The 24,089-nt window shown below is 64.5% G+C and carries 24 protein-coding genes and 1 pseudogene; 8 read left to right on the forward strand and 17 right to left on the reverse strand.

Going from position 1 to position 24,089, the window contains the following annotated elements; genetic code table 11:
* The first annotated feature begins 11 nt into the window (after positions 1 to 11).
* The gene (locus ACFW0H_RS25615; protein ID WP_422916662.1) at positions 12 to 359 is read left to right on the forward strand and encodes an MmcQ/YjbR family DNA-binding protein; all 348 of its coding nucleotides are present in this window, start codon (positions 12 to 14) and stop codon (positions 357 to 359) included.
* 87 nt (positions 360 to 446) lie between these two features.
* Positions 447 to 1,004, forward strand: coding sequence for a putative glycolipid-binding domain-containing protein (locus ACFW0H_RS25620; protein WP_422916663.1), 558 nt, complete (start codon positions 447 to 449; stop codon positions 1,002 to 1,004).
* Positions 1,005 to 1,097: 93 nt separating this feature from the next.
* Here the strand turns inward: ACFW0H_RS25620 and ACFW0H_RS25625 are convergent, their stop codons facing one another.
* Genes ACFW0H_RS25625 through ACFW0H_RS25640 form a run of 4 tightly spaced genes read right to left on the reverse strand, consistent with a single transcriptional unit; the run spans position 1,098 to position 4,127 of the window.
* On the reverse strand, positions 1,098 to 1,835 hold the full coding sequence (locus ACFW0H_RS25625) for an S-methyl-5'-thioinosine phosphorylase (RefSeq protein WP_422916664.1): 738 nt from the start codon (positions 1,833 to 1,835) through the stop codon (positions 1,098 to 1,100).
* A gap of 9 nt (positions 1,836 to 1,844) precedes the next feature.
* Positions 1,845 to 2,843, reverse strand: a complete 999-nt coding sequence (gene nagZ, locus ACFW0H_RS25630; RefSeq protein WP_422916665.1) for a beta-N-acetylhexosaminidase — start codon at positions 2,841 to 2,843, stop codon at positions 1,845 to 1,847.
* A gap of 9 nt (positions 2,844 to 2,852) precedes the next feature.
* Positions 2,853 to 3,377, reverse strand: coding sequence for a L,D-transpeptidase family protein (locus ACFW0H_RS25635; protein ID WP_422916666.1), 525 nt, complete (start codon positions 3,375 to 3,377; stop codon positions 2,853 to 2,855).
* A gap of 42 nt (positions 3,378 to 3,419) precedes the next feature.
* Positions 3,420 to 4,127, reverse strand: a complete 708-nt coding sequence (locus ACFW0H_RS25640) for a TetR/AcrR family transcriptional regulator (protein WP_422916667.1) — start codon at positions 4,125 to 4,127, stop codon at positions 3,420 to 3,422.
* A 228-nt stretch (positions 4,128 to 4,355) separates the two neighbouring features.
* On the opposite strand from ACFW0H_RS25640, the gene lexA reads away from it, so the two are divergent.
* Both lexA and sulA read left to right on the forward strand, forming a co-directional pair.
* Positions 4,356 to 4,967, forward strand: coding sequence for a transcriptional repressor LexA (lexA, locus tag ACFW0H_RS25645; RefSeq protein ID WP_422916668.1), 612 nt, complete (start codon positions 4,356 to 4,358; stop codon positions 4,965 to 4,967).
* 10 nt (positions 4,968 to 4,977) lie between these two features.
* Entirely contained in the window at positions 4,978 to 5,451 is a 474-nt protein-coding gene (sulA, locus tag ACFW0H_RS25650; protein ID WP_422916669.1) for an SOS-induced cell division inhibitor SulA, read from the forward strand.
* Positions 5,452 to 5,529: 78 nt separating this feature from the next.
* On the opposite strand, the gene ACFW0H_RS25655 is transcribed toward sulA, so the two are convergent.
* The 6 genes from ACFW0H_RS25655 to fadB form a co-directional block, all read right to left on the reverse strand.
* On the reverse strand, positions 5,530 to 5,763 hold the full coding sequence (locus tag ACFW0H_RS25655; RefSeq protein WP_377695898.1) for a hypothetical protein: 234 nt from the start codon (positions 5,761 to 5,763) through the stop codon (positions 5,530 to 5,532).
* A 70-nt stretch (positions 5,764 to 5,833) separates the two neighbouring features.
* A complete protein-coding gene (locus tag ACFW0H_RS25660) occupies positions 5,834 to 6,352 on the reverse strand; it encodes a DUF6586 family protein (protein ID WP_422916670.1) in 519 nt (172 codons plus the stop codon).
* Positions 6,353 to 6,418: 66 nt separating this feature from the next.
* The gene (gene topA / locus ACFW0H_RS25665; protein WP_422916671.1) at positions 6,419 to 9,025 is read right to left on the reverse strand and encodes a type I DNA topoisomerase; all 2,607 of its coding nucleotides are present in this window, start codon (positions 9,023 to 9,025) and stop codon (positions 6,419 to 6,421) included.
* 117 nt (positions 9,026 to 9,142) lie between these two features.
* Positions 9,143 to 9,379 (reverse strand): DUF1653 domain-containing protein, encoded by a 237-nt coding sequence (locus tag ACFW0H_RS25670; RefSeq protein ID WP_422916672.1) that lies wholly within the window; start codon positions 9,377 to 9,379, stop codon positions 9,143 to 9,145.
* 305 nt (positions 9,380 to 9,684) lie between these two features.
* Entirely contained in the window at positions 9,685 to 10,860 is a 1,176-nt protein-coding gene (gene fadA, locus ACFW0H_RS25675) for an acetyl-CoA C-acyltransferase FadA (protein ID WP_422916673.1), read from the reverse strand.
* 19 nt (positions 10,861 to 10,879) lie between these two features.
* Positions 10,880 to 13,027: a fatty acid oxidation complex subunit alpha FadB gene (fadB, locus tag ACFW0H_RS25680; protein WP_422916674.1), complete on the reverse strand. Its 2,148-nt coding sequence runs from the start codon at positions 13,025 to 13,027 to the stop codon at positions 10,880 to 10,882.
* 472 nt (positions 13,028 to 13,499) lie between these two features.
* Between fadB and ACFW0H_RS25685 the strand changes: the two genes are divergently transcribed.
* Positions 13,500 to 14,306 carry a hypothetical protein gene (locus ACFW0H_RS25685; protein WP_422916675.1) on the forward strand — a complete coding sequence of 269 codons (807 nt, stop codon included), beginning with the start codon at positions 13,500 to 13,502 and terminating at the stop codon, positions 14,304 to 14,306.
* 44 nt (positions 14,307 to 14,350) lie between these two features.
* Here ACFW0H_RS25685 and ACFW0H_RS25690 read toward each other — a convergent pair whose 3' ends face one another.
* Positions 14,351 to 14,785: a hypothetical protein gene (locus ACFW0H_RS25690; protein WP_422916676.1), complete on the reverse strand. Its 435-nt coding sequence runs from the start codon at positions 14,783 to 14,785 to the stop codon at positions 14,351 to 14,353.
* Between the two features lie 88 nt (positions 14,786 to 14,873).
* On the opposite strand from ACFW0H_RS25690, the gene ACFW0H_RS25695 reads away from it, so the two are divergent.
* Positions 14,874 to 15,314, forward strand: a complete 441-nt coding sequence (locus ACFW0H_RS25695; protein WP_190828459.1) for a universal stress protein — start codon at positions 14,874 to 14,876, stop codon at positions 15,312 to 15,314.
* 28 nt (positions 15,315 to 15,342) lie between these two features.
* On the opposite strand, the gene ACFW0H_RS25700 is transcribed toward ACFW0H_RS25695, so the two are convergent.
* Positions 15,343 to 16,029 (reverse strand): DUF6901 family protein, encoded by a 687-nt coding sequence (locus tag ACFW0H_RS25700; RefSeq protein ID WP_422916677.1) that lies wholly within the window; start codon positions 16,027 to 16,029, stop codon positions 15,343 to 15,345.
* A gap of 14 nt (positions 16,030 to 16,043) precedes the next feature.
* Entirely contained in the window at positions 16,044 to 17,957 is a 1,914-nt protein-coding gene (locus ACFW0H_RS25705) for an ATP-binding cassette domain-containing protein (RefSeq protein ID WP_422916678.1), read from the reverse strand.
* Positions 17,958 to 18,141: 184 nt separating this feature from the next.
* On the opposite strand from ACFW0H_RS25705, the gene ACFW0H_RS25710 reads away from it, so the two are divergent.
* Positions 18,142 to 20,076, forward strand: coding sequence for a transglycosylase SLT domain-containing protein (locus ACFW0H_RS25710; protein ID WP_422916679.1), 1,935 nt, complete (start codon positions 18,142 to 18,144; stop codon positions 20,074 to 20,076).
* Positions 20,077 to 20,191: 115 nt separating this feature from the next.
* Here the strand turns inward: ACFW0H_RS25710 and ACFW0H_RS25715 are convergent, their stop codons facing one another.
* From ACFW0H_RS25715 to yegS, 3 genes are all read right to left on the reverse strand, one after another.
* On the reverse strand, positions 20,192 to 20,995 hold the full coding sequence (locus tag ACFW0H_RS25715; RefSeq protein WP_422916680.1) for an MOSC domain-containing protein: 804 nt from the start codon (positions 20,993 to 20,995) through the stop codon (positions 20,192 to 20,194).
* Between the two features lie 68 nt (positions 20,996 to 21,063).
* Complete coding sequence (locus tag ACFW0H_RS25720; protein ID WP_422916681.1) at positions 21,064 to 21,990, reverse strand: chemotaxis protein CheV; 927 nt, start codon at positions 21,988 to 21,990, stop codon at positions 21,064 to 21,066.
* 132 nt (positions 21,991 to 22,122) lie between these two features.
* Positions 22,123 to 23,022, reverse strand: a complete 900-nt coding sequence (gene yegS, locus ACFW0H_RS25725; RefSeq protein ID WP_422916682.1) for a lipid kinase YegS — start codon at positions 23,020 to 23,022, stop codon at positions 22,123 to 22,125.
* 208 nt (positions 23,023 to 23,230) lie between these two features.
* Here yegS and ACFW0H_RS25730 point away from each other — a divergent pair, with 208 nt between their 5' ends.
* Positions 23,231 to 23,929: a pirin family protein gene (locus tag ACFW0H_RS25730; protein ID WP_422916683.1), complete on the forward strand. Its 699-nt coding sequence runs from the start codon at positions 23,231 to 23,233 to the stop codon at positions 23,927 to 23,929.
* Between the two features lie 53 nt (positions 23,930 to 23,982).
* On the opposite strand, the pseudogene ACFW0H_RS25735 reads toward ACFW0H_RS25730, so the two are convergent.
* Positions 23,983 to 24,089: pseudogene (locus ACFW0H_RS25735) on the reverse strand (IS110 family transposase); the annotation flags it as partial.

A 24,089-nucleotide genomic window follows, 5' to 3' on the forward strand; every position in this document is an offset into this window, starting at 1 on the left:
CAGGAGCAAGCATGACCCCTGAGCAAGTCGCCGCCTTCTGCCTGCAACTTCCCGGCGCCCGGGAGGACCTCAAGTGGGGCAGCAATCGGGTGTTCTCGGTAGCCGGCAACAAGATGTTCGCCATCCTCGACTTCCTGGGCGACGGCCTGGCGTTCAAGGTCGGCAAGGACCTCTTCCTCGGCTACGTCGACCGCCCCGGCATCAGTCCCGCACCCTACCTGGCACGCGCCCACTGGATCAGCATGCAGCACCCCTACCCCATGGGCGACGACGAGCTGCGCGATCTGCTCACCCGCTCCCACCAGCTGGTGGTGGCGCGCCTGCCGAAGATCCGCCAGGTCGGACTGTTGCTGGACTGAATCCTGGCGGAACCGGGTCCGGTCCTGGCCCAGTTGCTACCCTTCCCCTGAACCTGCGCAAACCCGCGCGCTGCGAGGCAAGAATCGATGAGAACCACTGCCCTCTGGTCCCACCTCTGGAACGCCCGCGCGCCCACCCAGGGCCTGGAGGACTTCCGCCTCGAGGGCCGACGGGCGGACAGCGGCATGGTGGCCTTCGACGACGACGGCAAACCCTATCGCCTCAATTACACCCTGGAATACACCAAGGGCTGGGAGCCGCGGGCCTTCAGCGCCACGGTGCGCGATGCCAGCGGCACCCGCAGCCTGACACTGCGCCGCGACGGCCTGCACTGGTTCGAAGGCGAAGGGCGCAAGCTGCCGGAACTGTCCGGCAGCCTCGACCTGGACCTCTGGCCTACGCCCTTTACCAACAGCCCGAGCATCTGGCGGCTCTTCCTCAATCTGGGCGAACGCCGGGAAATCGATGTGGTGTTCGTCGAAGCGCCGCAACTGACGGTGCGGCGCATGCGCCAGGCCTACACCCGTCTCGACCATTCCCACTACCTCTACCAGAACCTCGATGGCAGCGGATTCGAGGCAGTGCTGACCCTGGATGACGACGGCCTGGTGAACCGTTATCCGACCTTCTTCCAGCGGATGTGAAACCGGCAAGGGGCCGAATCGGGCCCCGTCGACGGGAAGTACGCGAGGCGCTGACAGGTATCGGCCCGACACCCGTCAGCGGGACAGCGGGCCTCAGCCCTTCAGCACATGGGCAAGGACATTGCGTACCTTGCCGATACCCTCGGCCAGCGCGGCCTCGATCTCGGCCATGGTGATGATGCCTTCGGACTTGCCGGCAGCCGGATTCACCACCAGGGACAGGCAGGCATAGGGAAGCTCCAGCTCGCGGGCCAGGGCGGCTTCGGGCATGCCGGTCATGCCCACGATGTCGCAGCCGTCACGCTCCAGGCGGACGATCTCGGCCACCGTCTCCAGGCGCGGGCCTTGGGTGCAGCCATAGACGCCGAAATCGCTGTGGGGGTAATCGCAGGCGTTCAGCGCCGCCAGCAACTGGCCGCGCAGGGCTTCGTCATAGGGATGGCTGAAATCGATGTGGGTGACGTGATCCAGGTCGCCCTCGAAGTACGTACCGACGCGGCCGTGGGTGTAATCGATCAACTGATGCGGCACCACCAGGTGGCCGCTGCCCATGGCCGGATGGATGCCGCCCACCGCGTTCACTGCGATCACCGCCTCGGCACCGGCATGCTTGAGGGCCCAGAGGTTGGCGCGGTAGTTCACCTTGTGCGGCGGTATCCGGTGCGGGTGACCGTGACGGGCGAGGAACAGCACATCGTGCCCGGCGTACTCGCCATGGACGATGCCAGCCGACGGCGCGCCGTAGGGCGTTTCAGGGTTGAGCAGGGCTTTCATGCTCAGGCCTTCGAGCTGGGTCAGGCCTGTACCACCGATGATGGCGTAAACGGTCATGTCGGTTCCTCAATCGATCAACTGGGCTTCGCGCAGGGCTGCAACCGCCTGCAGCCAGCGCGGATCCTGGCGGTATTCGATGCCGGGGAAGGCGCGGCGACGCATCCGCGCCAGGCTGGCCGGCGGCTTGGCGCCCAGGCGCTGCAGGCGCTCCAGGGCCAGTTCAGCGGAGGCGCGGTCATTGCATACCAGCCCCATGTCGCAACCGGCGGTCAGCGCCGCCTCGATGCGCTCGGCGGCGTCGCCCACCACATGGGCGCCGGCCATGGACAGGTCATCGCTGAAGATCACACCGGAAAACTTCAGTTCGCCACGCAGGATGTCCTGCAGCCAGCGACGCGAGAAGCCGGCGGGCTGGTTGTCTACCTGCGGGTAAATGACATGGGCGGGCATCATGCCGTCCAGTTCCGACGCCAGGCGGGCGAAGGGAACCAGGTCAGCCTGGCGGATCTGCTCCAGGTTGCGCTCGTCGGTCGGAATAGCCACATGGGAATCCGCCTCCGCCCAGCCGTGGCCAGGGAAGTGCTTTCCGGTGGCGGCCATACCGGCCTGGCGCAGCCCGCGAATGAAGGCACCGGCAAGACGCGCGGCGCGCTCCGGGTCGCCCTCGAAGGCGCGGCTGCCGACCACGGCGCTGCGTTGGTGATCGAGATCCAGGACCGGTGCGAAGCTGATATCCAGCCCCACAGCCAGCACTTCGGTCGCCATCAGCCAGCCGCACTGCTCGGCCAGTTGCTCGGCATTGTCGTTATCGGCCAGGGCACGCATGGCGGGCAGTCGCAGGAAGCCCTGGCGCAGGCGTTGCACACGCCCACCCTCCTGGTCGACGGCGAGGATCAGGTCGGGGCGCACGGCACGAATGGACGCGCACAGCTCGCGCACCTGGCGCGGACTTTCGATGTTGCGAGCGAAGATGATCAGGCCGGCGACTTCGGGCTGACGGAGGATCTGCCGATCCTCGGCGGTCAGCCAGGTGCCACCGATATCCAGCATCAGGGAGCCTTGCATTGAAATTCCTTACGAGAGTTCTGCCGTTGCCCAGGCCGGGCACGGCGCTTCGTCTATGCGTACTGCACAGTGGACGGGTACCCGGTCGAAGAGTTCCAGCACGTCGGCATTGCGCAGACGAATGCATCCATGGGAACGGGGCACGCCCATGGGTTCGGAGTCCGGCGTGCCGTGCAGGTAGATGTAGCGGCGGAAGCTGTCCACATTGCCGAGGCGATTGCGGCCGGGTTCGCAGCCGCTCAGCCAGAGAATCCGGCTGAGAATCCAGTCCCGCCCCGGGAACTGCCCGTGCAACTCGGCGTTCCAGACTTCCCCGGTCCAGCGCCGGCCGCGCAGCACCGCACCAAGGGGCAGGCCTTCGCCTATTCGTGCGCGTACCTGGTGCAGGCCGCGGGGCGTGCAATTGGAGCCGCTGGTTTCGCCCACACCGTTCAAGGCGGTGGATACGGACATGCGCAGCACCAGCCGCCCTCCGGCAAAGCCGTAGAGCCGCTGGTCAGCGATGGAGATATGCAGAAGATCGAGGTTTTGCATGGGCCGCAAGCTTAGCTGATCAGCCCGCTCGCGCCCATCGTTTTACGCCTTGGCCGGAACGGCGGGCGCCTTGTTGCGCGGCTTGAGCACGGCCTTGGCCAGGGTTTCGTCGGTGACACCGGTCTCGGCGCGCATGCCGGCGGCGAGGAAGGGCACCATCAGGCGCATGACCTGCTCGATCGAAGTGTTCACGCCGAAATCAGTCTCCGCCATGGCGCGCAGCGCCTTGATGCCGGACATGCTGAAGGCAGCGGCGCCAAGCATGAAGTGCACCCGCCAGAAGAGCTCGAGGGGCGGTACCCGTGGCGCGGATTCGTTTACCAGCAGCATGTAACGCCGGAAAACCTTGCCATAAACCTCTTCAAGGTACTTGCGCAAGTGGCCCTGGCTCTGACTGAATGCGAGGCCGAGCAGGCGCATGAAAATCGACAGGTCGTTGCCGCTGCGGGGCTTTACCGCCAAGGCCTGTTCGACGAGCATTTCCAGCAGTTCCTCGAGGCTGGCCTTGCTCTCCGCCTTGCCCTGGCGGCGATCGAGTTCACGCTCCAGGCTCTGGCAGAAAGGGCCGAGGAAGCGCGAGAAGACCGCCTGGATCAGCGCCTTCTTCGAGCCGAAGTGATAGTTCACCGCTGCCAGGTTGACCCCAGCCTTGCTGGTGATCAGGCGCAACGAGGTCTCGGCGAAGCCTTTTTCCGCGAACAGCTGTTCCGCAGCATCCAGAATGCGCTCAACGGTTTCCGACTGGGCCATGGCTCCTCCGCCTGACAAACACTTGTTTGAAACATACGTTTCAGCCGGTCAGCTTGTCAAGCCGAACACACCATAATCCGACGCGACAGTCACTTCCAGCCAAGCGCTGGGCGGACGATACCTGCGCGTCGTCTCCGCGAGTCGACCTGCGCGGAAAAAAAGAAGCATTGCCAAGGCGCCAGCACTGTATATAATTCCAGTCACTGTATAAAAAAACAGAGCGCCGCCATGCTGAAACTGACGCCCCGCCAAGCCGAGATTCTCGCATTCATCAAGCGCTGCCTTGAAGACAACGGCTTTCCCCCGACCCGCGCGGAAATCGCCCAGGAACTCGGCTTCAAGTCACCCAACGCCGCCGAGGAACACCTCAAGGCCCTGGCCCGCAAGGGCGCCATCGAAATGACCCCCGGCGCATCCCGCGGCATTCGTATCCCCGGCTTCGAACCCGGCGCCAACGATGACGACGGCCTTCCGGTAATCGGCCGGGTCGCGGCCGGTGCCCCGATCCTCGCCCAGCAGAACATCGAGGAATCCTGCCGCATCAATCCGGACTTCTTCCATCCCCGTGCCGACTATCTGCTTCGCGTTCGCGGCATGTCGATGAAGGACATCGGCATCTTCGACGGCGACCTGCTCGCCGTGCACAGCACCCGCGAAGCGCGCAACGGTCAGGTGGTGGTAGCCCGCCTCGGTGACGAAGTCACCGTCAAGCGTTTCAAGCGCGATGGCGATCGGGTCTGGCTGATCGCCGAAAACCCCGAGTTCGCCCCCATCGAGGTGAACCTGGATGAACAGGACCTGGTGATCGAAGGTTTGAGTGTCGGCGTGATCCGCCGCTAAAGGAGGCCTTATGCAGTTCCCGCAGTCCCTTGGTCGGTCCCAGCTGCCACTGTTCCACGACGCCATCCTGGCCAATCCCGTGGCGCCAATGCTGACCGACGCGGTGGAAGAACCCCGCCAGGAAGAACCGGAAGCCTTCAGCGAACTTTCGCTGCGCGGCGCCACCGGGCACTGCCGGAGCCTGCTGGCCTCGGTACTCCGGGAGCTGAGCGAAGAACAGGATGCGCGCTGGCTGACCCTGATCGGCGCCCCGGCAGGCCTTACTCGCGACTGGCTGCGTGACTCCGGCCTGAACCGCGAACGCATCCTGCTCCTGCAGCCTCGGGGCGAGCAGAGCGCCCTGGAACTGGCCTGCGAAGCGTTGCGCCTTGGCCGCAGCCACACGGTGGTGAGCTGGCTGCATCTGGGACAGAAAGCCAAGCGCCAGTTGGCCCAGGCAGCACGCCAGGGCGGCGCGCAGAGCCTGAACATTCTGCTGGGCTGATGGATTCTCGCGCTGGGCACGACTTGCGCCCAGTGACATCAGACGGTAACCGAATCAGCGGAAGATTCGGCCCAGACCTCAATGCAGTACGCGCGGACCTTCGTCGTGGCCCATGTCGCCTTCAGCCAGGCGGCCGGCCATTTGCACGCCGACGTTTAGCATGGCCTTTGCGACCTCCAGATGGTGCCCCTGGAGGAAAGCCTTGGCATCGGACGAGAAGTCCAGCGTCACCAACGCCTCCTCGTCCTCGGCCCGGCGCAGGATAATGCGTCCGTCAGGCAGTTCGACTATTTCCAGAAAGGACGTAGGCATAGCTCAGATCTCCACGAAAGGCGGCTATTGTAACAGCCAGCCGCCAGCACGCCCTAGTCCGTCGATCAAATCAGCACTCGCTCATGGTTTCGCGGAAGCGCAGCGCCAGGGATTTCAGGTTCTGCCGCCAGGATTCCAGGGTTTCCCGAGACAGCGGCGCAACCTCTTCCTCCACACTGACCGCAGTGATCAGCGGCAAGGTCGGATCGACCTTGGCCTGTTTCGGCGCTTGCGGAGGCTGGAAGAGCTCACGGTACGCAGCGAGCAGTTCGGCCAGCCAGGTTTCCCGTTGCTGGGCCATTTCCACCAGCTCGGCCAGCTCCGGACTGGGCTCCGCGGCAAGCACCTCCGGAGTCAGCAGCATTTCGACGCGCGACGCGCCGGCCTCGGACAGCCGGTAATAACCGGCGATTTCATGGCAAAGGCCGAGCAAGGCGCCATAGAGGTGGAAGAGCGACGCTTCGCGTTCGGATTGCACCAGCGCCTGGGCATTCATCGCCCTGCCCTCTTCCGCCTTGCGCCAGGATTCAAGCGACAGGCCAGCGAAGAAGAGTTTCTGATTGGTGCGGGTATAAAGCTCGTGGGCCATGAGGGCGCCCTCCACAGGTAACTCGGGCAGTATATGCGCGCCCGCACCCGGGCGCGCAGCAGTCGATCAGCGCTTGTCTTCGACCTTCCACTTGCCGCCGTCGTAGAAGGCGCGCCAGCCGGTGGGTTTGCCGTCGACTTCGGTCTGCACGTACTGCTCCTTGGTCTTGCGGCTGAAGCGAATCACCGCCGGACGCCCTTCGGGGTCCTTCCTGGGCGCATCCAGCAAATAATGGTACTTGGCATCCAGCTCATCCTTGTGCGGGATCAGTTCCTGCACCAGCGGCGCACGGGTCTCACGGTTCTTCGGGAACTGGCTGGCTGCCAGGAACAGGCCGGAAGCGCCATCACGCAGCACGTAGATATCGTCGACCTTCTCGCACTTCAGCTCGGGCATGCGGATCGGATCGATCTTCGGCGGCGCCGCCTCGCCGCTCTTCAGCAGCTTGCGGGTGTTCTTGCAACTTGCGTTGGTGCAGCCGAAGAACTTGCCGAAGCGGCCGGTCTTCAGCTGCATCTCGCTGCCGCACTTGTCGCATTCCAGGCTCGGGCCTTCGTAGCCCTTGATGCGGTACTGGCCCTGCTCGATCTCGTAACCCGAGCAATCCGGGTTGTTACCACAGATATGCAGCTTGCGAGTCTCGTCCAGCAGGTAGGCATCCATGGCCGTGGCGCAGATCGGGCAGCGATGCTTGCCACGCAGCACGCGGGATTCGGACTCACCCTCGTCGTCCGCGGCGATCTCATCGCCCGGGACCAGGTTGATGGTGGCCTTGCAGCGTTCCTTCGGCGGCAGGCTGTAGCCCGAGCAGCCGAGGAACACGCCGGTGGAGGCGGTACGGATCATCATCGGGCGCGCGCATTCGCGGCAGGCAATGTCGGTCAGGGTCGGCTGGTTGGCACGCATGCCATCGTTGGCGGCCTCCGCCTGGTCGAGCTTCTTCTTGAAATCGCCGTAGAACTCGTCCAGCAGGTGCTTCCAGTCACGCTCGCCCTGGGCCACGTCGTCCAGGTGCTCTTCCATGCCGGCGGTGAAGCCGTAGTCCATCAGGTTGGCGAAGCTCTCGTTCAGGCGCTCGGTGACGATGTCACCCATCTTCTCCGCGTAGAAACGACGGTTGTGCACCGTCACGTAGCCGCGTTCCTGGATGGTGGAAATGATCGCCGCATAGGTGGACGGACGGCCGATGCCGCGCTTTTCCAGCTCCTTGACCAGGCTGGCCTCGGAATAGCGCGCCGGCGGCTTAGTGAAATGCTGGCTGGGTTCGAGCTTGAGCAGCTTGAGCAGCTCGCCTTCGCCCATTTCCGGCAGCACGTCGTCCTCGCCCGGCTTGCTCTGCTGCGGCAGGACGCGGGTGTAACCGTCGAACTTGAGGATACGGCCCTTGGCGCGCAGCTCGAAGGTGCCGGCGGTCACGCTGACGTTGGTGGACAGGTACTCGGCCGGCGGCATCTGGCAAGCAACGAACTGGCGCCAGATCAGGTCGTACAGGCGCTCGGCATCGCGCTCCATGCCGGACAGCTGGTTGGGGCGCAGGTTGACGTCGGACGGACGGATCGCCTCGTGGGCCTCCTGGGCACCTTCCTTGCTGGAATAGACGTTGGCCTTGGCCGGCAGGTACTTCTGGCCGAACTCGCCCTCGATGAAGCCACGGACCATGGAAATGGCGTCGGCCGAGAGGTTGGTCGAGTCGGTACGCATATAGGTGATGTAGCCAGCCTCGTAGAGTCGCTGGGCCATCATCATGGTCTTCTTCACCCCGAAGCCCAGGCGGTTGCTCGCGGCCTGCTGCAGGGTGGAGGTAATGAAGGGCGCGGACGGGCGACTGGAAGTCGGCTTGTCCTCACGCTTGGCCACGGTATAGGCCGAAGCCTTGAGCTTCTCCAGGGCCGCCATGGCCTGGGTTTCGTTCAGCGGCTTGAAGGCCTCGCCGTTCTCGCGGGCCACTTCGAAACGCACCTTGGCGCCTTTGCCGGTGCCGAGGTCGGCGTGCACTTCCCAATACTCTTCCGGCACGAAGGCACGGATCTCGCGCTCGCGCTCCACCACCAGTTTCACCGCAACCGACTGCACGCGGCCGGCGGACAGGCCGCGGGCGATCTTCTGCCAGAGCAGCGGCGAGACCATGTAGCCCACCACGCGATCGAGGAAGCGGCGCGCCTGCTGGGCGTTGACGCGGTTGATGTCGAGGTCGCCGGGCTGGGAGAAGGCTTCCTGGATGGCTTTCTTGGTGATCTCGTTGAACACCACGCGCTTGTAGCGGCTGTCGTCCCCACCGATGGATTCCCGCAGGTGCCAGGCGATGGCCTCCCCTTCGCGGTCCAAGTCGGTTGCGAGATAGATGGTGTCAGCATCCTTGGCCAGGCGGCGCAGTTCGTCGATCACCTTCTCCTTGCCGGGCAGGATCTCGTACTTGGCCTTCCAGCCGTGCTCGGGGTCCACCCCCATGCGCGCAACCAGCTGGCGCTTGGCCTTTTCCTTGGCGGACAGCGCCGGAGCCTCGGAAGCGGTCTTGCCGCGCTTGGCCGGCTCCTTGCTCGCACTGGCCGAACCGCTGGTAGGCAGGTCACGGATGTGGCCGATGCTCGACTTCACCACGTACTGGCTGCCCAGGTACTTGTTGATGGTCTTGGCCTTGGCCGGGGATTCCACGATGACCAGCGATTTGCCCATGGATCGGTGTGTTCCTGAATGAAATATGTAAAAGGCGGCAGCCGCCTGTCGCGGCACCGCTATATATAGTGGCCAGCGCGGCGCGGTCAAGCGCGCCCCTGGCCACGGCCCCAGCCGTCAGGGCTGCGGGAAGGGGTTCGGCTCGGCGTTCACCAGTGCGAAGCGCGCGATCTGCTCGCCATCCACCTGGACCGTCTCGGTGAACATGCTGAGCGGTCGCACCCAGAGGCCGTATTCGCCGTAGAGGGCCTGGTAGACCACCAGTTCTTCCTCGGTCTCGGAATGCCGGGCAATACCGATGACGCGGTATTGCTGACCCTTGTAGTGACGATAGAGACCCGGTTGCAGGCTCATGGTTGCCTCACAGTGATGAATGCAGGCTCCCCCGCAAAGGTTGCGCATGGTGCCGTGTGAATCAGCCCGAAGCCAGCCCTTGCATGAAATTTCCTGCGATGGTTCTCCACATGAAAGCAAAAACCGGGGCACTGGGCCCCGGTTTTCTCATCCCGCTCGCGCAAGGAGGCTGCTCATGACTTCGCGAGCTATGGGAGAACAAGGCGAAAATGGCTGAGGAAGCGGAGTTTACGAGCTGTAAATGAGCATTCCGAAGCCATTTTCAACGCAGTTATCCCGACGCGCAGCAAGTCATGTGCAGTCTCTCAGACGCGCTCGAAGATGGTGGTAATGCCCTGGCCGAGGCCCACGCACATGGTGGACACGCCCAGGGTACCGCCGTTCTGTTTCATCACGTTCAGCAGGGTGCCGGAGATACGGGCACCGGAGCAGCCGAACGGGTGACCCAGGGCAATGGCGCCGCCGTGCAGGTTGACCTTCTGTTCCATCTTGTCGAGCAGCTTGAGGTCCTTCAGCACCGGCAGGGCCTGGGCGGCGAAGGCTTCGTTGAGCTCAACGAAGTCGATGTCATCGATGGTCAGGCCGGCACGCGCAAGCGCCTTCTTGGTGGACGGCACCGGACCGTAGCCCATGATCGCCGGGTCGACGCCGGCAACCGCCATGGCGCGCACCACGGCCATCGGCTGGATACCGAGGTCCTGGGCGCGCTGGGCGCTCATCACGATCATGCAGGAAGCGCCGTCGGTGATCTGCGAGGAGGTACCCGCGGTCACGGTGCCACCTTTCGGGTTGAACGCCGGCTTCAGGGACGCCAGGCCTTCCAGGGTGGTCTCCGGACGGATGGTTTCGTCGAAGTCGAACACCTTCAGGAAGCCATTCTCGTCATAGCCCTGCATCGGGATGATTTCATCCTTGAACTTGCCTTCGACGGTGGCCTTGTGGGCCAGCTGGTGCGAACGCACACCGAACTGGTCCTGGGCTTCACGAGTGATGCCGTGCATCTTGCCGAGCATTTCGGCGGTCAGGCCCATCATGCCGGAGGCCTTGGCGGCGTACAGGGACAGGTGCGGGTTCGGATCCACGCCGTGCATCATGCCGACGTGGCCCATGTGCTCCACGCCACCGACCACGAACACATCGCCATTGCCGGTCTGGATGGCCTGCACGGCGGTGTGCAGGGCGCTCATGGAGGAACCGCACAGACGGCTGACGGTCTGGCCGGCGCTGGTGTGGGGGATCTGGGTCATCAGCGACGCCATGCGCGCGATGTTCCAGCCCTGCTCCAGGGTCTGGTTCACGCAGCCCCAGATCACGTCCTCGACTTCCGCCGGGTCGACCTTGGTGTTGCGCTCCAGCAGCTTGCTGATCAGGTGGGCCGACATGTCCTCGGCACGGGTGTTGCGGTGCATGCCACCCTTGGAGCGACCCATCGGGGTGCGGCCGAAGTCGACAATGACTGCATCTCTAGGATTCAGGCTCATATTCTTCACTCTCGCTCAATTAGCCGAAAAACTTCTGGCCGTTCTTGGCCATTTCGCGAAGCTTGGCGGTCGGGTGGTACAGCGCGCCCAGGTCGGCGTACTTGTCGGCCATGGCCACGAATTCGGCCACGCCGATGCTGTCGATGTAGCGCAGCGCACCTCCACGGAAGGGCGGGAAGCCGATGCCGTAGATCAGGCCCATATCGGCCTCGGCGGCGGTCTCGACGATGCCGTCTTCCAGGCAGCGAACGGTTTCCAGGCACAGCGGGATCATCATGAAGTTGATGATGTCCTCGTCGGTCAGCTCACGCTGTTCCTTGACGATCGGCTTGAGCACTTCGTAGGCGACCGGGTCGGACACCTTCTTCGGCTTGCCGCGCTTGTCCATCTCGTAGGCGTAGAAGCCCTTGCCGTTCTTCTGGCCCAGGCGGTTGGCCTCGTACATCACATCGACCGCGGTCTTGCCGGATACAGCCATGCGATCCGGGAAGCCTTCGGCCATCACATCGCGGCCGTGGTGGCCGGTGTCGATGCCGACCACGTCGGACAGATAGGCCGGGCCCATGGGCCAGCCGAACTTCTCCATGATCTTGTCGATGCGGACGAAGTCGACGCCGAATTCCAGCAGCTTGGCGAAGCCGCCGAAGTACGGGAACAGCACGCGGTTGACCAGGAAGCCGGGGCAATCGTTGACCACGATCGGGTTCTTGCCCATTTTCTTGGCGTAGGCAACGGTGGTGGCCACGGCCACGTCGCTGGACTTCTCGCCACGGATCACTTCCACCAGCGGCATCATGTGCACCGGGTTGAAGAAGTGCATGCCGACGAAATTCTCCGGACGCTTCAGGGCCTGGGCCAGGTAGCTGATGGAGATGGTGGAGGTGTTGGAAGCGATGATGGCGTCTTCGCGGACGTGACCTTCCACCTCGGCCAGCACGGCGTGCTTGACCTTCGGGTTCTCGACCACGGCTTCGACCACGATGTCGACATTGGCGAAATCGCCGTAGGACATGGTCGGGCGAATGGCGTTCAGGGCTTCGGCCATCTTCTCAGGCTTCATGCGACCCTTCTCGACGCGCTTGCCGAGCAGCTTGGACGCTTCCTGCAGACCCATCTGGATACCCTCTTCGCGGATATCCTTCATCAGGATCGGAGTGCCCTTGGAGGCGGACTGGTAGGCAATGCCGCCACCCATGATGCCGGCGCCCAGTACGGCGGCCAGTTTCACGTCGCGGGCGATCTCGTCGTGCTGTTTGGCTTTCTTCTTCAGTTCCTGGTCATTCAGGAACAGGCCGACCAGGCTGGCGGCGACGGAGGTCTTGGCCAGCTTCACAAAACCGGCGGCCTCGACTTCCAGGGCCTTGTCACGGCCGAAGTTGGCGGCTTTCTGGATGGTCTTGATGGCTTCGACCGGAGCCGGGTAGTTCGGGCCGGCCTGACCGGCGACGAAGCCCTTGGCGGTCTCGAAGGCCATCATCTGCTCGATGGCGTTGAGCTTGAGCTTTTCCAGCTTGGGCTGGCGCTTGGCCTTGAAGTCCAGCTCGCCGGAAATGGCGCGTTTGACCAGGTCCAGGGCACCGGCCTGCAGCAGCTCGGGGGCGACCACGGCGTCGACGGCGCCGACTTTCAGGGCGTCCTCGGCGCGGTTTTCCTTGCCGGAAGCGATCCACTCGATGGCGTTGTCCGTACCGATGATACGCGGCAGGCGCACGGTGCCGCCGAAGCCCGGGTAGATGCCCAGCTTGACTTCCGGCAGGCCGATCTTGGCGTCGCTGCTCGCCACGCGGTAGTCGGCCGCCAGGCACATTTCCAGGCCGCCGCCCAGGGCGATGCCGTTGATCGCGGCAACGGTGGGCACTTCCAGGTCTTCGAAGGCGCTGAAGATCTTGTTGGCTTCGAGGCTGCCGGTCATCAGCTCTTCGTCGGACAGCGCGAAGTTGTCGACGAATTCGGTGATGTCGGCGCCGACGATGAACACGTCCTTGGCACTGCTGACGATCACGCCCTTGACCGAAGCATCGGCCTTGATGGCTGCAACGGCGTCGCGCAGTTCGTTCAGGGTGAGACGGTTGAATTTGTTGACGGACTCACCCTTGAGGTCGAATTTCAGTTCGACGATACCGCCCTCAAGAGCCTTAACCGTGATGGCTTTACCTTCGTAAATCATCAACTGATCTCCACGGTTTGGGAAACTGGACTGTACGCATCGGAGCCAACCGGCGGACTCGCCCCCGGCGCTGCCGGAGCATAGTCCCGATCGGTAGGGCACACCCGCCGATACGATTCTCGGACTGTATGGTTGGAAACGTCATACAAGACAAACGCTTGATTCATACGCCCGTTTGATTTGGGTGAGCGGAGATTCACGGAAAAGTCGGCGCTTGTCAATCACGCAGCGTGACCGGCCGGCCACGAACCAACGGCTCTGCGCCTGGCTTCGGGGCGCGCCGGGCGCCAATGCGGGCAATGATTCACGCCGGCAATCTCGCCTCATCACGATCCCTATTGATGACCATGAAAGCCCCCGGCAGGCCGCTGGCAAATTGCCCGTTCCGCGGGTACATTCGTGCCACTCGAGCCGCCAGGCTTCGAACTCCAGAACAACAACAACGAGGCCACCGGCCCACGGAGAAGCGCCCATGACGAGCCGCCTGCCTGCCATTCTGCTGGCTGCCCTGCTCACCCTCCCCGCCTTCGGTTCCACGCAGGAGGCCCCTGCGGACAACCTGCTCAAGCTGCACCAGATGCGCCTGGCCGCCCAGCGCAGCCTCGGGGACTTCTACATGTACAACGGCATGGAAGGCGATCAGCGCTACGCGCGGATGATCGACGAATCGCTGCAAACGGCGGACGCCCGCCTGAAGGAATTGGGCGCCATGCCCGGCGACACCACGAAGGCCCTGCACGCGCAACTGGCGCGGGAATGGCAGACCTATATCAGTGAACTGACCGGCCTGGTCGCCGGCCTCAAGCAGAATGGCTACACCGACCTGCAGCCCGTGGCCGACCTTACCGAGCGCAACAGGCGCCTGATGGAGCTCTCCAACGAGCTCTACGCCAGGATCCAGCAGGAAGGTGCGACCCAGGTGCCGCCCCTGACCCAGCGCAGCCGCGACCAGAGCCTGCTGATGCAGGCCATCGCGGTGGACTATGCCTCGCGCAGCGCCTCCATCGGCGGCAGCTTCATAGGCACGGCCGGCGGCAAGGCGCTGGACGAACTGGCCGGCGAGTTCTCCCAGCAGCTGACCAGCCTGGAACAGGCGCCGCAGAACACCCCGGAGATCCGCCAGCGCCTGGACGGCATCAGCACCAAATGGCGCTACATCGAGAGTTCGCTGAAGAACTACAACGAGAAGAGCGTGCCATTTCTCATCAACAAGTATTCGGATCGCATCATCGACGGCCTCGAAGACGTCTCCGCCCGCTACGCGGCGGCCCAGAGCTGAGGCAACGGCGAGCAGCGCGACGGCAAGCCCGTCGCGCCAGCCACTCAGGCCAACGCCTTGAGTGCCTCGGCGATCCGCTGCAAGTCTTCCGCGCTGCCGCGCTCCCCCCAATAGAGGGCGATCATCTGCGAACTCGCCTCCACCTTGTAGACATCCTTCGGCAACCCGGCCAGGTGGACGAGCAGCGCCTGGTCCTCGCAGGGCTCGCGCCACTGATTCAGCCAGGTACCCGGTTCGCTCTGCCAGTAGCACCAGGCGTCGCGCCCGCGCAGCCGCGGCCGGTGGTACTGCGCACAGGAATGGGGGGGCTCCTGGGCCAGCCAGTGCGGCCACTCCTGGCGCGACAACTGCATGGCCAGCCCCATCCGCCGCGCCTGCAGGCGCAGCTCCATGCGCCCCCGCTGCCCCTTGGACGGCACCAGCCAGACCAGGGGACTGAGTACAGCGAGGAGGAGCAATAGGATGATCCAGAGGGTCATAAAGGTAATATCCCCGCGCAAAAGCCTGTGTTAAACGTTTCGGCCAGCCATAATTGAGATCATGCGTAACCTTAAGGAGGAGTCACCCATGCCCTACCAGCACATTCTGGTCGCCGTCGACCTGACCGATGAATGCCATCCGGTGGTGCGTCGTGCCCAGGCGCTGGCCCAGGCCAGCAAAGCCAAGCTGTCGCTGGTGCACATTGTCGAGCCCATGGCGATGGCCTTCGGCGGTGACGTACCCATGGACCTGTCCATGCTCCAACAACAACAATTCGAGCAGGCCCGCGAACGGCTGCAGACCTTCGCCGGCATCTATTCCGAACTGACCGCGGACCAGCGCCACCTGGCCTATGGTCAGCCACGGCAGGAAATCCACCGCCTGGCCGAGGAGCAGGGGTGCGACCTCATCGTGGTCGGCAGCCATGGCCGCCACGGGCTCGCCCTGCTGCTCGGCTCCACCGCCAATGACGTCCTCCACGGCGCGCCCTGCGACGTGCTGGCGGTACGCCTGAAGAAACCTGAATAAATAGACGCCGCCCCGGCGGGCGCGGGCTTCAATCGAAGCCTTCGCCCGCGCTCATCACCTGCGGCCGGATCTTCTGCAACTGGGTTTCCAGCGAGTAGGTCATGCTGGATGCCATGGAGAAGAAGGTCAGGAAGGCCTTGAGGTTGGAATCACCCTCGCAGGTATCGTGGATACGCTGCCAGAAGGCCTGGTTCACCAACTGCAACTGCTGAAACAGGCGCACCAACCCCTTCAGCTCCCAGTCAGCATGGCGCCCTTCTCGGGAATTGAAATACTGCCGCGCCAGGTAGAGCGAAACCGCCCGCAGGATGAACTCCTGATTACTGGCGAACGGCAAGTGCTGCTGGGCCATGGGCTTGAGCTTGCCCAGCACCGGGCAGGCGCTGGTGGCCATGATCACCCCCAGCAAGGCACGCAGTCCCTCCTCCAGCCCCACCAGCTTGGCGTACTCGCGCTCGGGGGTACGGACCCAGACCTGCACCTTCTTGAACGCCGGCAAGCCCTGGAAATCCTCCACCACCCGATGCAGGTCCACCGCCGCCGGGCAGTGGCTATGAGCGTCCCGGCTCAGCGGACAGTTGCTGCACTGCTGGTGCTCCAGGCGGGTCCACTTCGGCGCGGCGTTCGCGCTCTGCGGGTCGTACTGGCGATCCAGCTCGATGCGATAGCTGAACTCGTGCAGATCATCCAGGCTGATGCGGTACTCGATGGCCATCGGACTCCGTTCCCTCAGCTGTCTTCCAGTTCCGCCCAGCGTTCGATCAGGCTGTCCAGCTCCTTCTGCAAACCGTCCAGACGCTCCAGCACCGCGCGAGTCTGCTCCGGCGGACGCTGGTAGAAGGCCGGATCGGAAATCTCCTCCTGCACCTTCGCCTGTTCCGCCTCCAGGGCCTCGATCTGCCCCGGAATGGCTTCGAGCTCTCGCTGCAGCTTGTAGCTCAGCTTCTTCTTCGGCGCCTCCGCCGGGGCCGCCTTGGCCGCCGGTGCCGGCTCCGCGGCCTTGGCCGCCTCGGCCTTGGCTTCGCGGGTCTCGCCCACACCCAAGAGGCGCGGCGAACCGCCCTGGCGCAGCCAGTCCTGGTAGCCACCGACGTACTCGCGCACGCGGCCCTGGCCTTCGAATACCAGGGTGCTGGTGACGACGTTGTCGAGGAAGGCCCGATCGTGACTGACCATCAGCACGGTGCCGGGGAAGCTCAGCAGCACTTCTTCGAGCAGCTCCAGGGTTTCCACGTCCAGGTCGTTGGTCGGTTCGTCCAGCACCAGCAGGTTGGCCGGCTTGCTGAACAGTTTGGCCAGCAACAGGCGTGCCCGCTCACCACCGGACAGCGCCTTCACCGGCGTACGGGCACGCTGCGGGCTGAACAGGAAGTCGCCGAGATAGCTCAGCACATGGCGGTTCTGGCCATCGATGGTGATGAACTCGCGACCTTCGGCGAGGTTGTCGATCACGGTCTTTTCCGGCTCGAGCTGATGACGCAACTGGTCGAAATACGCCACTTCCAGCTTGGTGCCGACCTCGATGGTGCCGCTGGTGGGCTGCAGATCACCCAGCAGCAGCTTGAGCAGGGTGGTCTTGCCGGTGCCGTTGGCACCGAGCAGGCCGATGCGGTCGGAGCGCTGCAGCACCAGGCTGAAGTCACGGATCAGCGGTTCGCCGCCGGGATGGGCGAAGCCGACGTTCTCCACCACCATCACCTGCTTGCCGGATTTCTCCGCCGCCTCCAGCTGGAAGGTCGCCTTGCCCTGGCGTTCGCGGCGCTCGGAACGCTCGCGGCGCATTTCCTTGAGCGCGCGCACGCGGCCCTCGTTGCGGGTACGACGGGCCTTGATGCCCTGGCGAATCCAGACTTCTTCCTGGGCCAGACGCTTGTCGAACAGCGCATTGGCCGCCTCTTCGGCCGCCAGCTGCTGCTCCTTGTGCACCAGGAAGCTGGCGTAGTCGCCGTTCCAGTCGATCAGGTGGCCGCGATCCAGTTCGAGGATGCGGGTGGCCAGGTTCTGCAGGAAAGAACGGTCGTGGGTGATGAACAGCACCGCGCCGTTGAAGCCCAGCAGCGCCTCTTCCAACCAGGCGATGGCGCCGATGTCCAGGTGGTTGGTGGGTTCGTCGAGCAGCAGCAGGTCGGGCTCGGCCACCAGCGCCTGGGCCAGCAGCACGCGGCGGCGCCAGCCACCGGAAAGCTCGGCCAGGGTCTTGTCGGCCGGCAGCTGCAGGCGGCTCAGGGTGCTGTCCACCAGTTGCTGCAGGCGCCAGCCGTCACGGGCTTCCAGGTCCTGCTGGACACGGGTCAGCTTGGCCAGATCGGCGTCGGACTGGATGTGCTGGCTGAGGTGGTGGTACTCGGCGAGCAGCGCGCCAACATCCGCCAGGCCCTCGGCCACCACATCGAACACGGTGCGCTCGTCGGCGCGCGGCAGCTCCTGGGGCAATTCGCCGATCTTCAGCGCCGGGGCGCGCCAGATTTCGCCGTCGTCGGCGAACTGGTCGCCCTTGACCAGGCGCAGCAGGCTGGACTTGCCAGTGCCGTTGCGACCGATGATGCACACCCGCTCGCCCCGAGCGATCTGCCAGGACACCTTATCCAGCAGCGGCATGGCGCCGTAGGCGAGGGATACGTCGGTGAACTTGAGCAGCGTCATGGGGGGCCTCCGGAATCAGGGCGCGCATTCTACCTGACTTGCGGTACCGTCTCTCGGGCATTTTTTGTCGTCGGTTTCGCAAGCTGGCGCAATGCTTTAACCGCCCCGGCCTAACGGCTAAGCTAGGCGCTATTCGATGCCCGAAATGGGGTATCCATAACGATATATCTGCCTCGGAAGTGTCATGCGCGGTCGTCTGCTCAGCCTGTTGTCCTGTCTGCTCCTTTCCACGGTCGGCCTGGAAGCCGCCCAGGCCGCCTCGGCTTCCCTTGCCCAGCAACGCCTGATGTACGACGAGGCCAAGCAAGCCCTGGCCAAGGGCGATTCCGCTCCCTACCAACGCTACGCCAGCGCCCTGCGCGACTATCCGCTGGAACCGTACCTGGCCTATGACGAGCTGACCACCCGTCTGAAATGGGCGAGCAACGAGGAAATCGAGAAGTTCCTCGCCGAACACGGTGACCTGCCCCAGGCCGGCTGGATGAAGCTGCGCTGGCTGCGCTGGCTGGCCGAACGCGGCGAGTGGCAGACCTTCGTCAACTACTACGATCCCAAGCTGAATTTCACCGAGCTGGACTGCCTGTTCGGCCAGTACCAGCTCAAGCACGGCATGAAGAAGGAAGGCTATGCCACCGCCAAGAAGCTCTGGCTGGTGGGCAAGTCCCAGCCTGATGCCTGCGACGTGCTCTTCGGCATGTGGAGCGCCCAGGGCCAACTGACCGAAGAGCTGCGCTGGAGGCGCGCCAAGCTGGCTGCCGAAGCGCGCAACTATGGCCTGGCCAACCACCTGGTGAAGACCATGCCGCGCCTGGGCACCCAGGGCAAGCTGATGGTGGAGGTGGCGCAGAAGCCACAACTGCTCAGCCAGACCGAACGTTTCAGCTCCTCCGACCGGCACATGGCCGACGCCGTCGGCCTCGGCCTGCGCCGCCTGGCGCGCCAGGACCCGGAAAAGGCCATGAGCCTGCTGGACGTCTATGCGGCACGCGTACCCTTCTCCAAGAGCGAAAAGGTGGCCATAGCCCGGGAAATCGGCCTGACCCTGGCCAAGCGCTTCGACTCCCGCGCCCTGAAGGTCATGACCCAGTACGACCCCGAACTGCGCGATAACACCGTCAGCGAGTGGCGTGCCCGCCTGCTGCTGCGCCTCGGCCAGTGGCAGGAGGCCTACCAGCTCACCCAGCGCATGCCCGAGGAGCTGGCCAAGACCAATCGCTGGCGTTACTGGCAGGCCCGCAGCCTGCAACTGGCCCAACCGCAAAGCCAGCAGCCGATCCCGCTTTACCAGCCAGTGGCCCGCGAACGCGATTTCTACGGCTTCCTCGCCGCCGACCGTATCCAGGCCCCCTACCAGCTCAACAACAAGCCGCTGGCCCTGGACCCCAAGGTGGTGCAGAAGGTGCGCAACACCGCCGGCATCCGTCGCGCGCTGGAGTTCCACGACCGCGGCGAGATCGTCAACGGCCGTCGCGAGTGGTACCACGTCAGCCGCCTGTTCAATCGCGACGAACTGGTGGCCCAGGCCAAGCTGGCCTATGACATGCAGTGGTACTTCCCGGCCATCCGCACCATCAGCCAGGCGCAGTACTGGGATGACCTGGATATTCGCTTCCCCATGGCCCACCGCTCCGTCCTGACCCAGCAGGCCAAGCTGCGCGGACTGCACTCCAGCTGGGTCTTCGCCATCACTCGCCAGGAAAGCGCCTTCATGGCCGATGCCCGCTCCGGCGTCGGCGCCATGGGCCTGATGCAGCTGATGCCGTCCACCGCCAAGGAGACCGCGCGCAAGTTCGGCATCCCGCTGGCGTCGCCGCAGCAAGCGTTCAACCCCGATGTCAACATCCAGCTCGGCGCCGCCTACCTGAGCCAGGTGCACGGCCAGTTCAATGGCAACCGCGTGCTCGCCTCCGCCGCCTACAACGCCGGCCCGGGCCGCGTGCGCCAGTGGCTGAAGGGCGCCAACCACCTGTCCTTCGACGTCTGGGTGGAAACCATCCCCTTCGACGAGACCCGCCAGTACGTACAGAACGTGCTGTCCTACTCGGTGATCTACGGCCACAAGCTCAACGCTCCGCAGCCCCTGGTGGACTGGCACGAGCGGTATTTCGACGATCAGTGATGAATGAAAAAAGGGCGCCGATGGCGCCCTTCTTCATTGTCCTTCGCGGCCCACGTAGCCCGAATGTAGTGCGTAGGGTGGGCTTCAGCCCACCGAAAAACTCAGCGCCAACGCCTCACTCCAGCACCTCGACCTCCATCCCCACCTCCAGCACCCCGGTGCCGCGGTTGATCAGGTTCTGCCCGAAGTACACCTCGCCCTCGCGCTCGCGGTAGGTCTTGAGGGTGGTGAGCGGTTCGCGGTCGGCGCTGCGCTCGCCGGTGGCCGGATCGATCGTGGTGAGGATGCAGCGGCTGCAGCCCTTGGCCACGCTGAATTCGATATCGCCAATGCGAATGCGCTTCCAACCGTCCTCGGCATAGGGAGCGCTGCCCTCCACCACCAGGTTCGGACGGAAGCGCAGCATCTCCAGGGGCCGCCCTACCCGCTCGCTCAAATCGTCGAGGGAGGCCTGGCCGATCAGCAGCAACGGGAAGCCATCGGCAAAGCCGACCTTCTCCTCGGGCAGCAGGCTGCCGGGAATGTCCCGCGCGCGGTGGTCAGGCACATGAACCAGGCGGCAAGCCTTGCCGAGGAAGCCGCTGAGCCATTGTGCCGCCGCGTCGCCGGCATCCGGCACGACCATGGAGGAACCCCAGACGAAGGCACCGCGCAGATTGGCATCGGCATCAGGCAGCGGCACCTCGAGGGTCGGCAGCCCCTCGGCGCTGAGGGTGAGGCCACCGGACGCACTCCAGCGCGCCGATAGCTGGGACATGCGGGAGAAGGCGCGCTGGGTCAGGAAACGGCCGTTCTCGGCATCAACCAGCATCCAGCGGCGGTCGCCCGCCAGGCCCAGGGCATCCACCCGGGCCTGCTGCAGGCTTTCGCCAATGGCGGATTTCATGGGGAAACGGTAGAGGGACGAGACACGCAACATGGCCAGCTTCCTGATCGGCGTTCGAGCGAAGCCCTCCTTATACGCAGCCGCGGCCCCTCAGCTCAAGCTCACTGGCCCCGCTGCAGGCGGTCCAGCACCACGTCCACCAATTTGTCGGGCTGGAATTTGGAAAGGAAGTTGTCGCAGCCGACCTTCTTCACCATGGCTTCGTTGAAGCTGCCGGACAGGGATGTGTGCAGCACCACGTAGAGGTCGCGCAGGCGTGGATCGTTGCGGATCTCGGTGGTCAGGCGATAGCCGTCCATCTCGGGCATTTCCGCATCGGTGAAGACCATCAGCAGCTTCTCGGTCATGTCCTCGCCGCTGTCCGCCCAGGCTTTCAGCATCTTCAACGCCTTCAATCCGTCACTGGCCATATGCATGCGCATGCCGAGTTGCGAAAGGGTTTCCCGCAATTGGGTCAGGGCGACAGTGGAATCGTCCACCAGCAGCACCTCGCGCCCCACCGCCAGTTGCAGCAGCGGGTTGTCCAGCCGCTCGGCGGACACCCGGGTGTTCATGGGCACGATCTCCGCCAGTACCTTCTCGACGTCGATCACCTCGACTATCTGCTCGTCCACCTTGGTGATGGCCGTCAGGTAGTGCTGGCGGCCGGCACCGCCGGGTGGCGGCATGACGGACTCCCAGTTGAGGTTGAGAATGCGGTCCACGCCGCCCACCAGGAAAGCCTGCACCGAGCGGTTGTACTCGGTGACGATGATGGTGCTGCGCTCGTCCGGCACCAGTGGGCGCATGCCGATGGCCCGGGACAGGTCGATCACCGGGAGGGTCCGGCCGCGCAGGTTGACCACGCCGCACACCATCGGATGGCGCTGCGGCATCAGGGTCATCTTCGGCAGCTGCAGCACTTCCTGCACCTTGAACACATTGATGGCGAAGAGCTGACGGCCGCTCAGGCGGAACATCAGGATTTCCAGGCGGTTTTCACCCACCAGTTGGGTGCGCTGGTCGACGCTGTCGAGAATGCCGGCCACGGAACGTCCTCTGCTGCGATTGCAATGGGGCTGGATTGCCATGGCAGTGTTTCGGCTGGCGGCTGGAAAACTGAATACATGGCACGTCGCCATCATGCCGCAGCCAATCCCATGACGCCAGCCACCCGTCGTTCAGGCGGGCAGCAACAACGGCGAGTTCTCCGGCAGATGCAGCCGCAGCGCTCGTGCTCGCGCGGCGATGCGCAGGCGAGCGCTCTCCAGGGGCTCCCCGTCGAGATTGAGGTCCAGCCCCTCCGGCGCCTCCACCTCCACCCAGGGCAGTCGCGCGCAGATGGACACTGCCTCCAGCCCAAGGATGCCCCCCGACAGCAGCGTGGCCAGGGTGCCCACCACGTCCTGGGGCGCGGGGATGATGCACAGGTCGAGTAAACCATCGTCCACCGCCGCCTGCGGACACAGCAGGTGTCCTCCGCCAGCCTGGCGCCCGTTGCCGATGCCGAGAGCGAGGAATTCGCCTTCCCAGTCGAAATCCGGGCCATGGAAGCGGCCAAAGGCCGAATGCACTTCGGCGAAATGGGTCAGGCCGGTGAGGAAGTAGGCGGCCCCGCCGAGGACCTTCTTCAGGTCTTCGGAGGTATTGGCGGTGATCTTCGAACCGAAGCCGCCGGTGGCCATATTGAGGAACAGATGACCACCGGCGTCGCCCAGGTCGATAGCGCGCGGCGGTACATCCAGCAACCCCAGCGCCAGCCCCGGCTCCAGGGGAATGGCCGCCGCGCGGGCGAAGTCATTGGCGGTGCCCAAGGGCAGCAGCACCAGGCTCGCGTCGCTCCCGGCCCGGACTACGGCCTCAGCCACCTCACGCAGGGTGCCGTCGCCGCCCCCGGCGATCAGAGTCCGGTAGCCCGCGGCCAGGGCCTCATCCACCAGGCGGCGGGCGTCGCCACTCTCCCAGGTGACCCGGACCGCCAGGTCCCAACCCGCGTCGCGGCGCGCCTGCACCGCGGCACGCACCTCGTCGTTGGCGGCCTGCTTGCCGTGCAGGACCAGCCAGGCCTTGCGCTCGCCCATGATGACCTCGGTCGATCCGGAATCGCCGGAGTATAGGACCGCACGCGTAGCGGGAAGGCGCCACGGGCGTCTGCTCGATCAACCAATACATCGAATTTTAAGATAAATAACCCAAACAAATTGCGCTTTTACCTACTTATATGATGATTGATCATGCACCCCATTCCTCCCGGAGAACTCCCTCCGCGAGCAGACAGGAGACTCCAACATGATCGAAGTACGCCCCTTCGCCGAACTGGGTGGTGCTCACCACGGCTGGCTCAATGCCCGCCACCACTTTTCCTTTGCCGGCCACTACGACAGCCAGCGGATGAACTGGGGCCAGCTGCGCGTATGGAACGACGACGAGATCGCGCCCCACTCCGGCTTCCCGCCGCACCCGCACCAGGACATGGAAATCATCACCTACGTCCGCGAAGGTGCCATCACCCACCAGGACAACCTGGGTAACAAGGGGCGCACCGAGGCCGGCGACGTGCAGGTGATGAGCGCGGGCACCGGCATCGCCCACAGCGAGTACAACCTGGAGGACGAAACCACCAGGATCTTCCAGATCTGGATCATGCCCACCGAGTACGGCGCGGCGCCCTCCTGGGGCACCCGCCCGTTCCCGAAAGGGGAACGCGCCGGCGGCTTCGTGACCCTGGCCAGCGGCATCGATGAGGATGGCGACGCCCTGCATATCCGCGCCAACGCCCGGCTTGCCGCGGCCACCCTCAAGGCTGGCCAGAGCGCCGAGTACCGCCTGGAAAAAGGTCGCAAGGCCTACCTGGTGGCCGCCAAGGGCCGTTATGAGGTCAACGGCATCGCCGCCGAAGCCCGCGACGGCGTGGCGGTGCGCGATGTGGAGGTGCTCAGCTTCACCGCCAGCGAGGACAGCGAGATCGTGCTGGTGGATGTCGCCTGACCTGCCTCCTTCAAGCCGGTGCCGTGCCAGCCGTGTAGATACCGTCTTGCCCCTTAGTGGGCAAGGGCCAGTTTCGGATCGAATGGCCGACCCGATTTCAGCACGCCATAGGCGATGTGCAGCAGCTTGCGCATCGCCGCGCAAACGATCTGCTTGCCCG

Source organism: Metapseudomonas cellulosilytica, assembly GCF_049334135.1.
GTDB lineage: Bacteria > Pseudomonadota > Gammaproteobacteria > Pseudomonadales > Pseudomonadaceae > Metapseudomonas.

What these genes read in the sequence shown, in the direction of transcription:
- ACFW0H_RS25700 (WP_422916677.1), bottom strand. Translation starts at nt 16,029, where the DNA reads ATGGCCATCGAGTACCGCATCAGCCTGGATGATCTGCACGAGTTCAGC.
- ACFW0H_RS25625 (WP_422916664.1), bottom strand. Translation starts at nt 1,835, where the DNA reads ATGACCGTTTACGCCATCATCGGTGGTACAGGCCTGACCCAGCTCGAA.
- lexA (WP_422916668.1), top strand. Translation starts at nt 4,356, where the DNA reads ATGCTGAAACTGACGCCCCGCCAAGCCGAGATTCTCGCATTCATCAAG.
- nagZ (WP_422916665.1), bottom strand. Translation starts at nt 2,843, where the DNA reads ATGCAAGGCTCCCTGATGCTGGATATCGGTGGCACCTGGCTGACCGCC.
- ACFW0H_RS25640 (WP_422916667.1), bottom strand. Translation starts at nt 4,127, where the DNA reads ATGGCCCAGTCGGAAACCGTTGAGCGCATTCTGGATGCTGCGGAACAG.
- ACFW0H_RS25710 (WP_422916679.1), top strand. Translation starts at nt 18,142, where the DNA reads ATGCGCGGTCGTCTGCTCAGCCTGTTGTCCTGTCTGCTCCTTTCCACG.
- ACFW0H_RS25715 (WP_422916680.1), bottom strand. Translation starts at nt 20,995, where the DNA reads ATGTTGCGTGTCTCGTCCCTCTACCGTTTCCCCATGAAATCCGCCATT.
- sulA (WP_422916669.1), top strand. Translation starts at nt 4,978, where the DNA reads ATGCAGTTCCCGCAGTCCCTTGGTCGGTCCCAGCTGCCACTGTTCCAC.
- fadB (WP_422916674.1), bottom strand. Translation starts at nt 13,027, where the DNA reads ATGATTTACGAAGGTAAAGCCATCACGGTTAAGGCTCTTGAGGGCGGT.
- ACFW0H_RS25690 (WP_422916676.1), bottom strand. Translation starts at nt 14,785, where the DNA reads ATGACCCTCTGGATCATCCTATTGCTCCTCCTCGCTGTACTCAGTCCC.
- fadA (WP_422916673.1), bottom strand. Translation starts at nt 10,860, where the DNA reads ATGAGCCTGAATCCTAGAGATGCAGTCATTGTCGACTTCGGCCGCACC.
- ACFW0H_RS25695 (WP_190828459.1), top strand. Translation starts at nt 14,874, where the DNA reads ATGCCCTACCAGCACATTCTGGTCGCCGTCGACCTGACCGATGAATGC.
- ACFW0H_RS25685 (WP_422916675.1), top strand. Translation starts at nt 13,500, where the DNA reads ATGACGAGCCGCCTGCCTGCCATTCTGCTGGCTGCCCTGCTCACCCTC.
- ACFW0H_RS25705 (WP_422916678.1), bottom strand. Translation starts at nt 17,957, where the DNA reads ATGACGCTGCTCAAGTTCACCGACGTATCCCTCGCCTACGGCGCCATG.
- ACFW0H_RS25660 (WP_422916670.1), bottom strand. Translation starts at nt 6,352, where the DNA reads ATGGCCCACGAGCTTTATACCCGCACCAATCAGAAACTCTTCTTCGCT.
- ACFW0H_RS25655 (WP_377695898.1), bottom strand. Translation starts at nt 5,763, where the DNA reads ATGCCTACGTCCTTTCTGGAAATAGTCGAACTGCCTGACGGACGCATT.
- ACFW0H_RS25620 (WP_422916663.1), top strand. Translation starts at nt 447, where the DNA reads ATGAGAACCACTGCCCTCTGGTCCCACCTCTGGAACGCCCGCGCGCCC.
- ACFW0H_RS25635 (WP_422916666.1), bottom strand. Translation starts at nt 3,377, where the DNA reads ATGCAAAACCTCGATCTTCTGCATATCTCCATCGCTGACCAGCGGCTC.
- yegS (WP_422916682.1), bottom strand. Translation starts at nt 23,022, where the DNA reads ATGGGCGAGCGCAAGGCCTGGCTGGTCCTGCACGGCAAGCAGGCCGCC.
- ACFW0H_RS25615 (WP_422916662.1), top strand. Translation starts at nt 12, where the DNA reads ATGACCCCTGAGCAAGTCGCCGCCTTCTGCCTGCAACTTCCCGGCGCC.
- ACFW0H_RS25670 (WP_422916672.1), bottom strand. Translation starts at nt 9,379, where the DNA reads ATGAGCCTGCAACCGGGTCTCTATCGTCACTACAAGGGTCAGCAATAC.
- topA (WP_422916671.1), bottom strand. Translation starts at nt 9,025, where the DNA reads ATGGGCAAATCGCTGGTCATCGTGGAATCCCCGGCCAAGGCCAAGACC.
- ACFW0H_RS25730 (WP_422916683.1), top strand. Translation starts at nt 23,231, where the DNA reads ATGATCGAAGTACGCCCCTTCGCCGAACTGGGTGGTGCTCACCACGGC.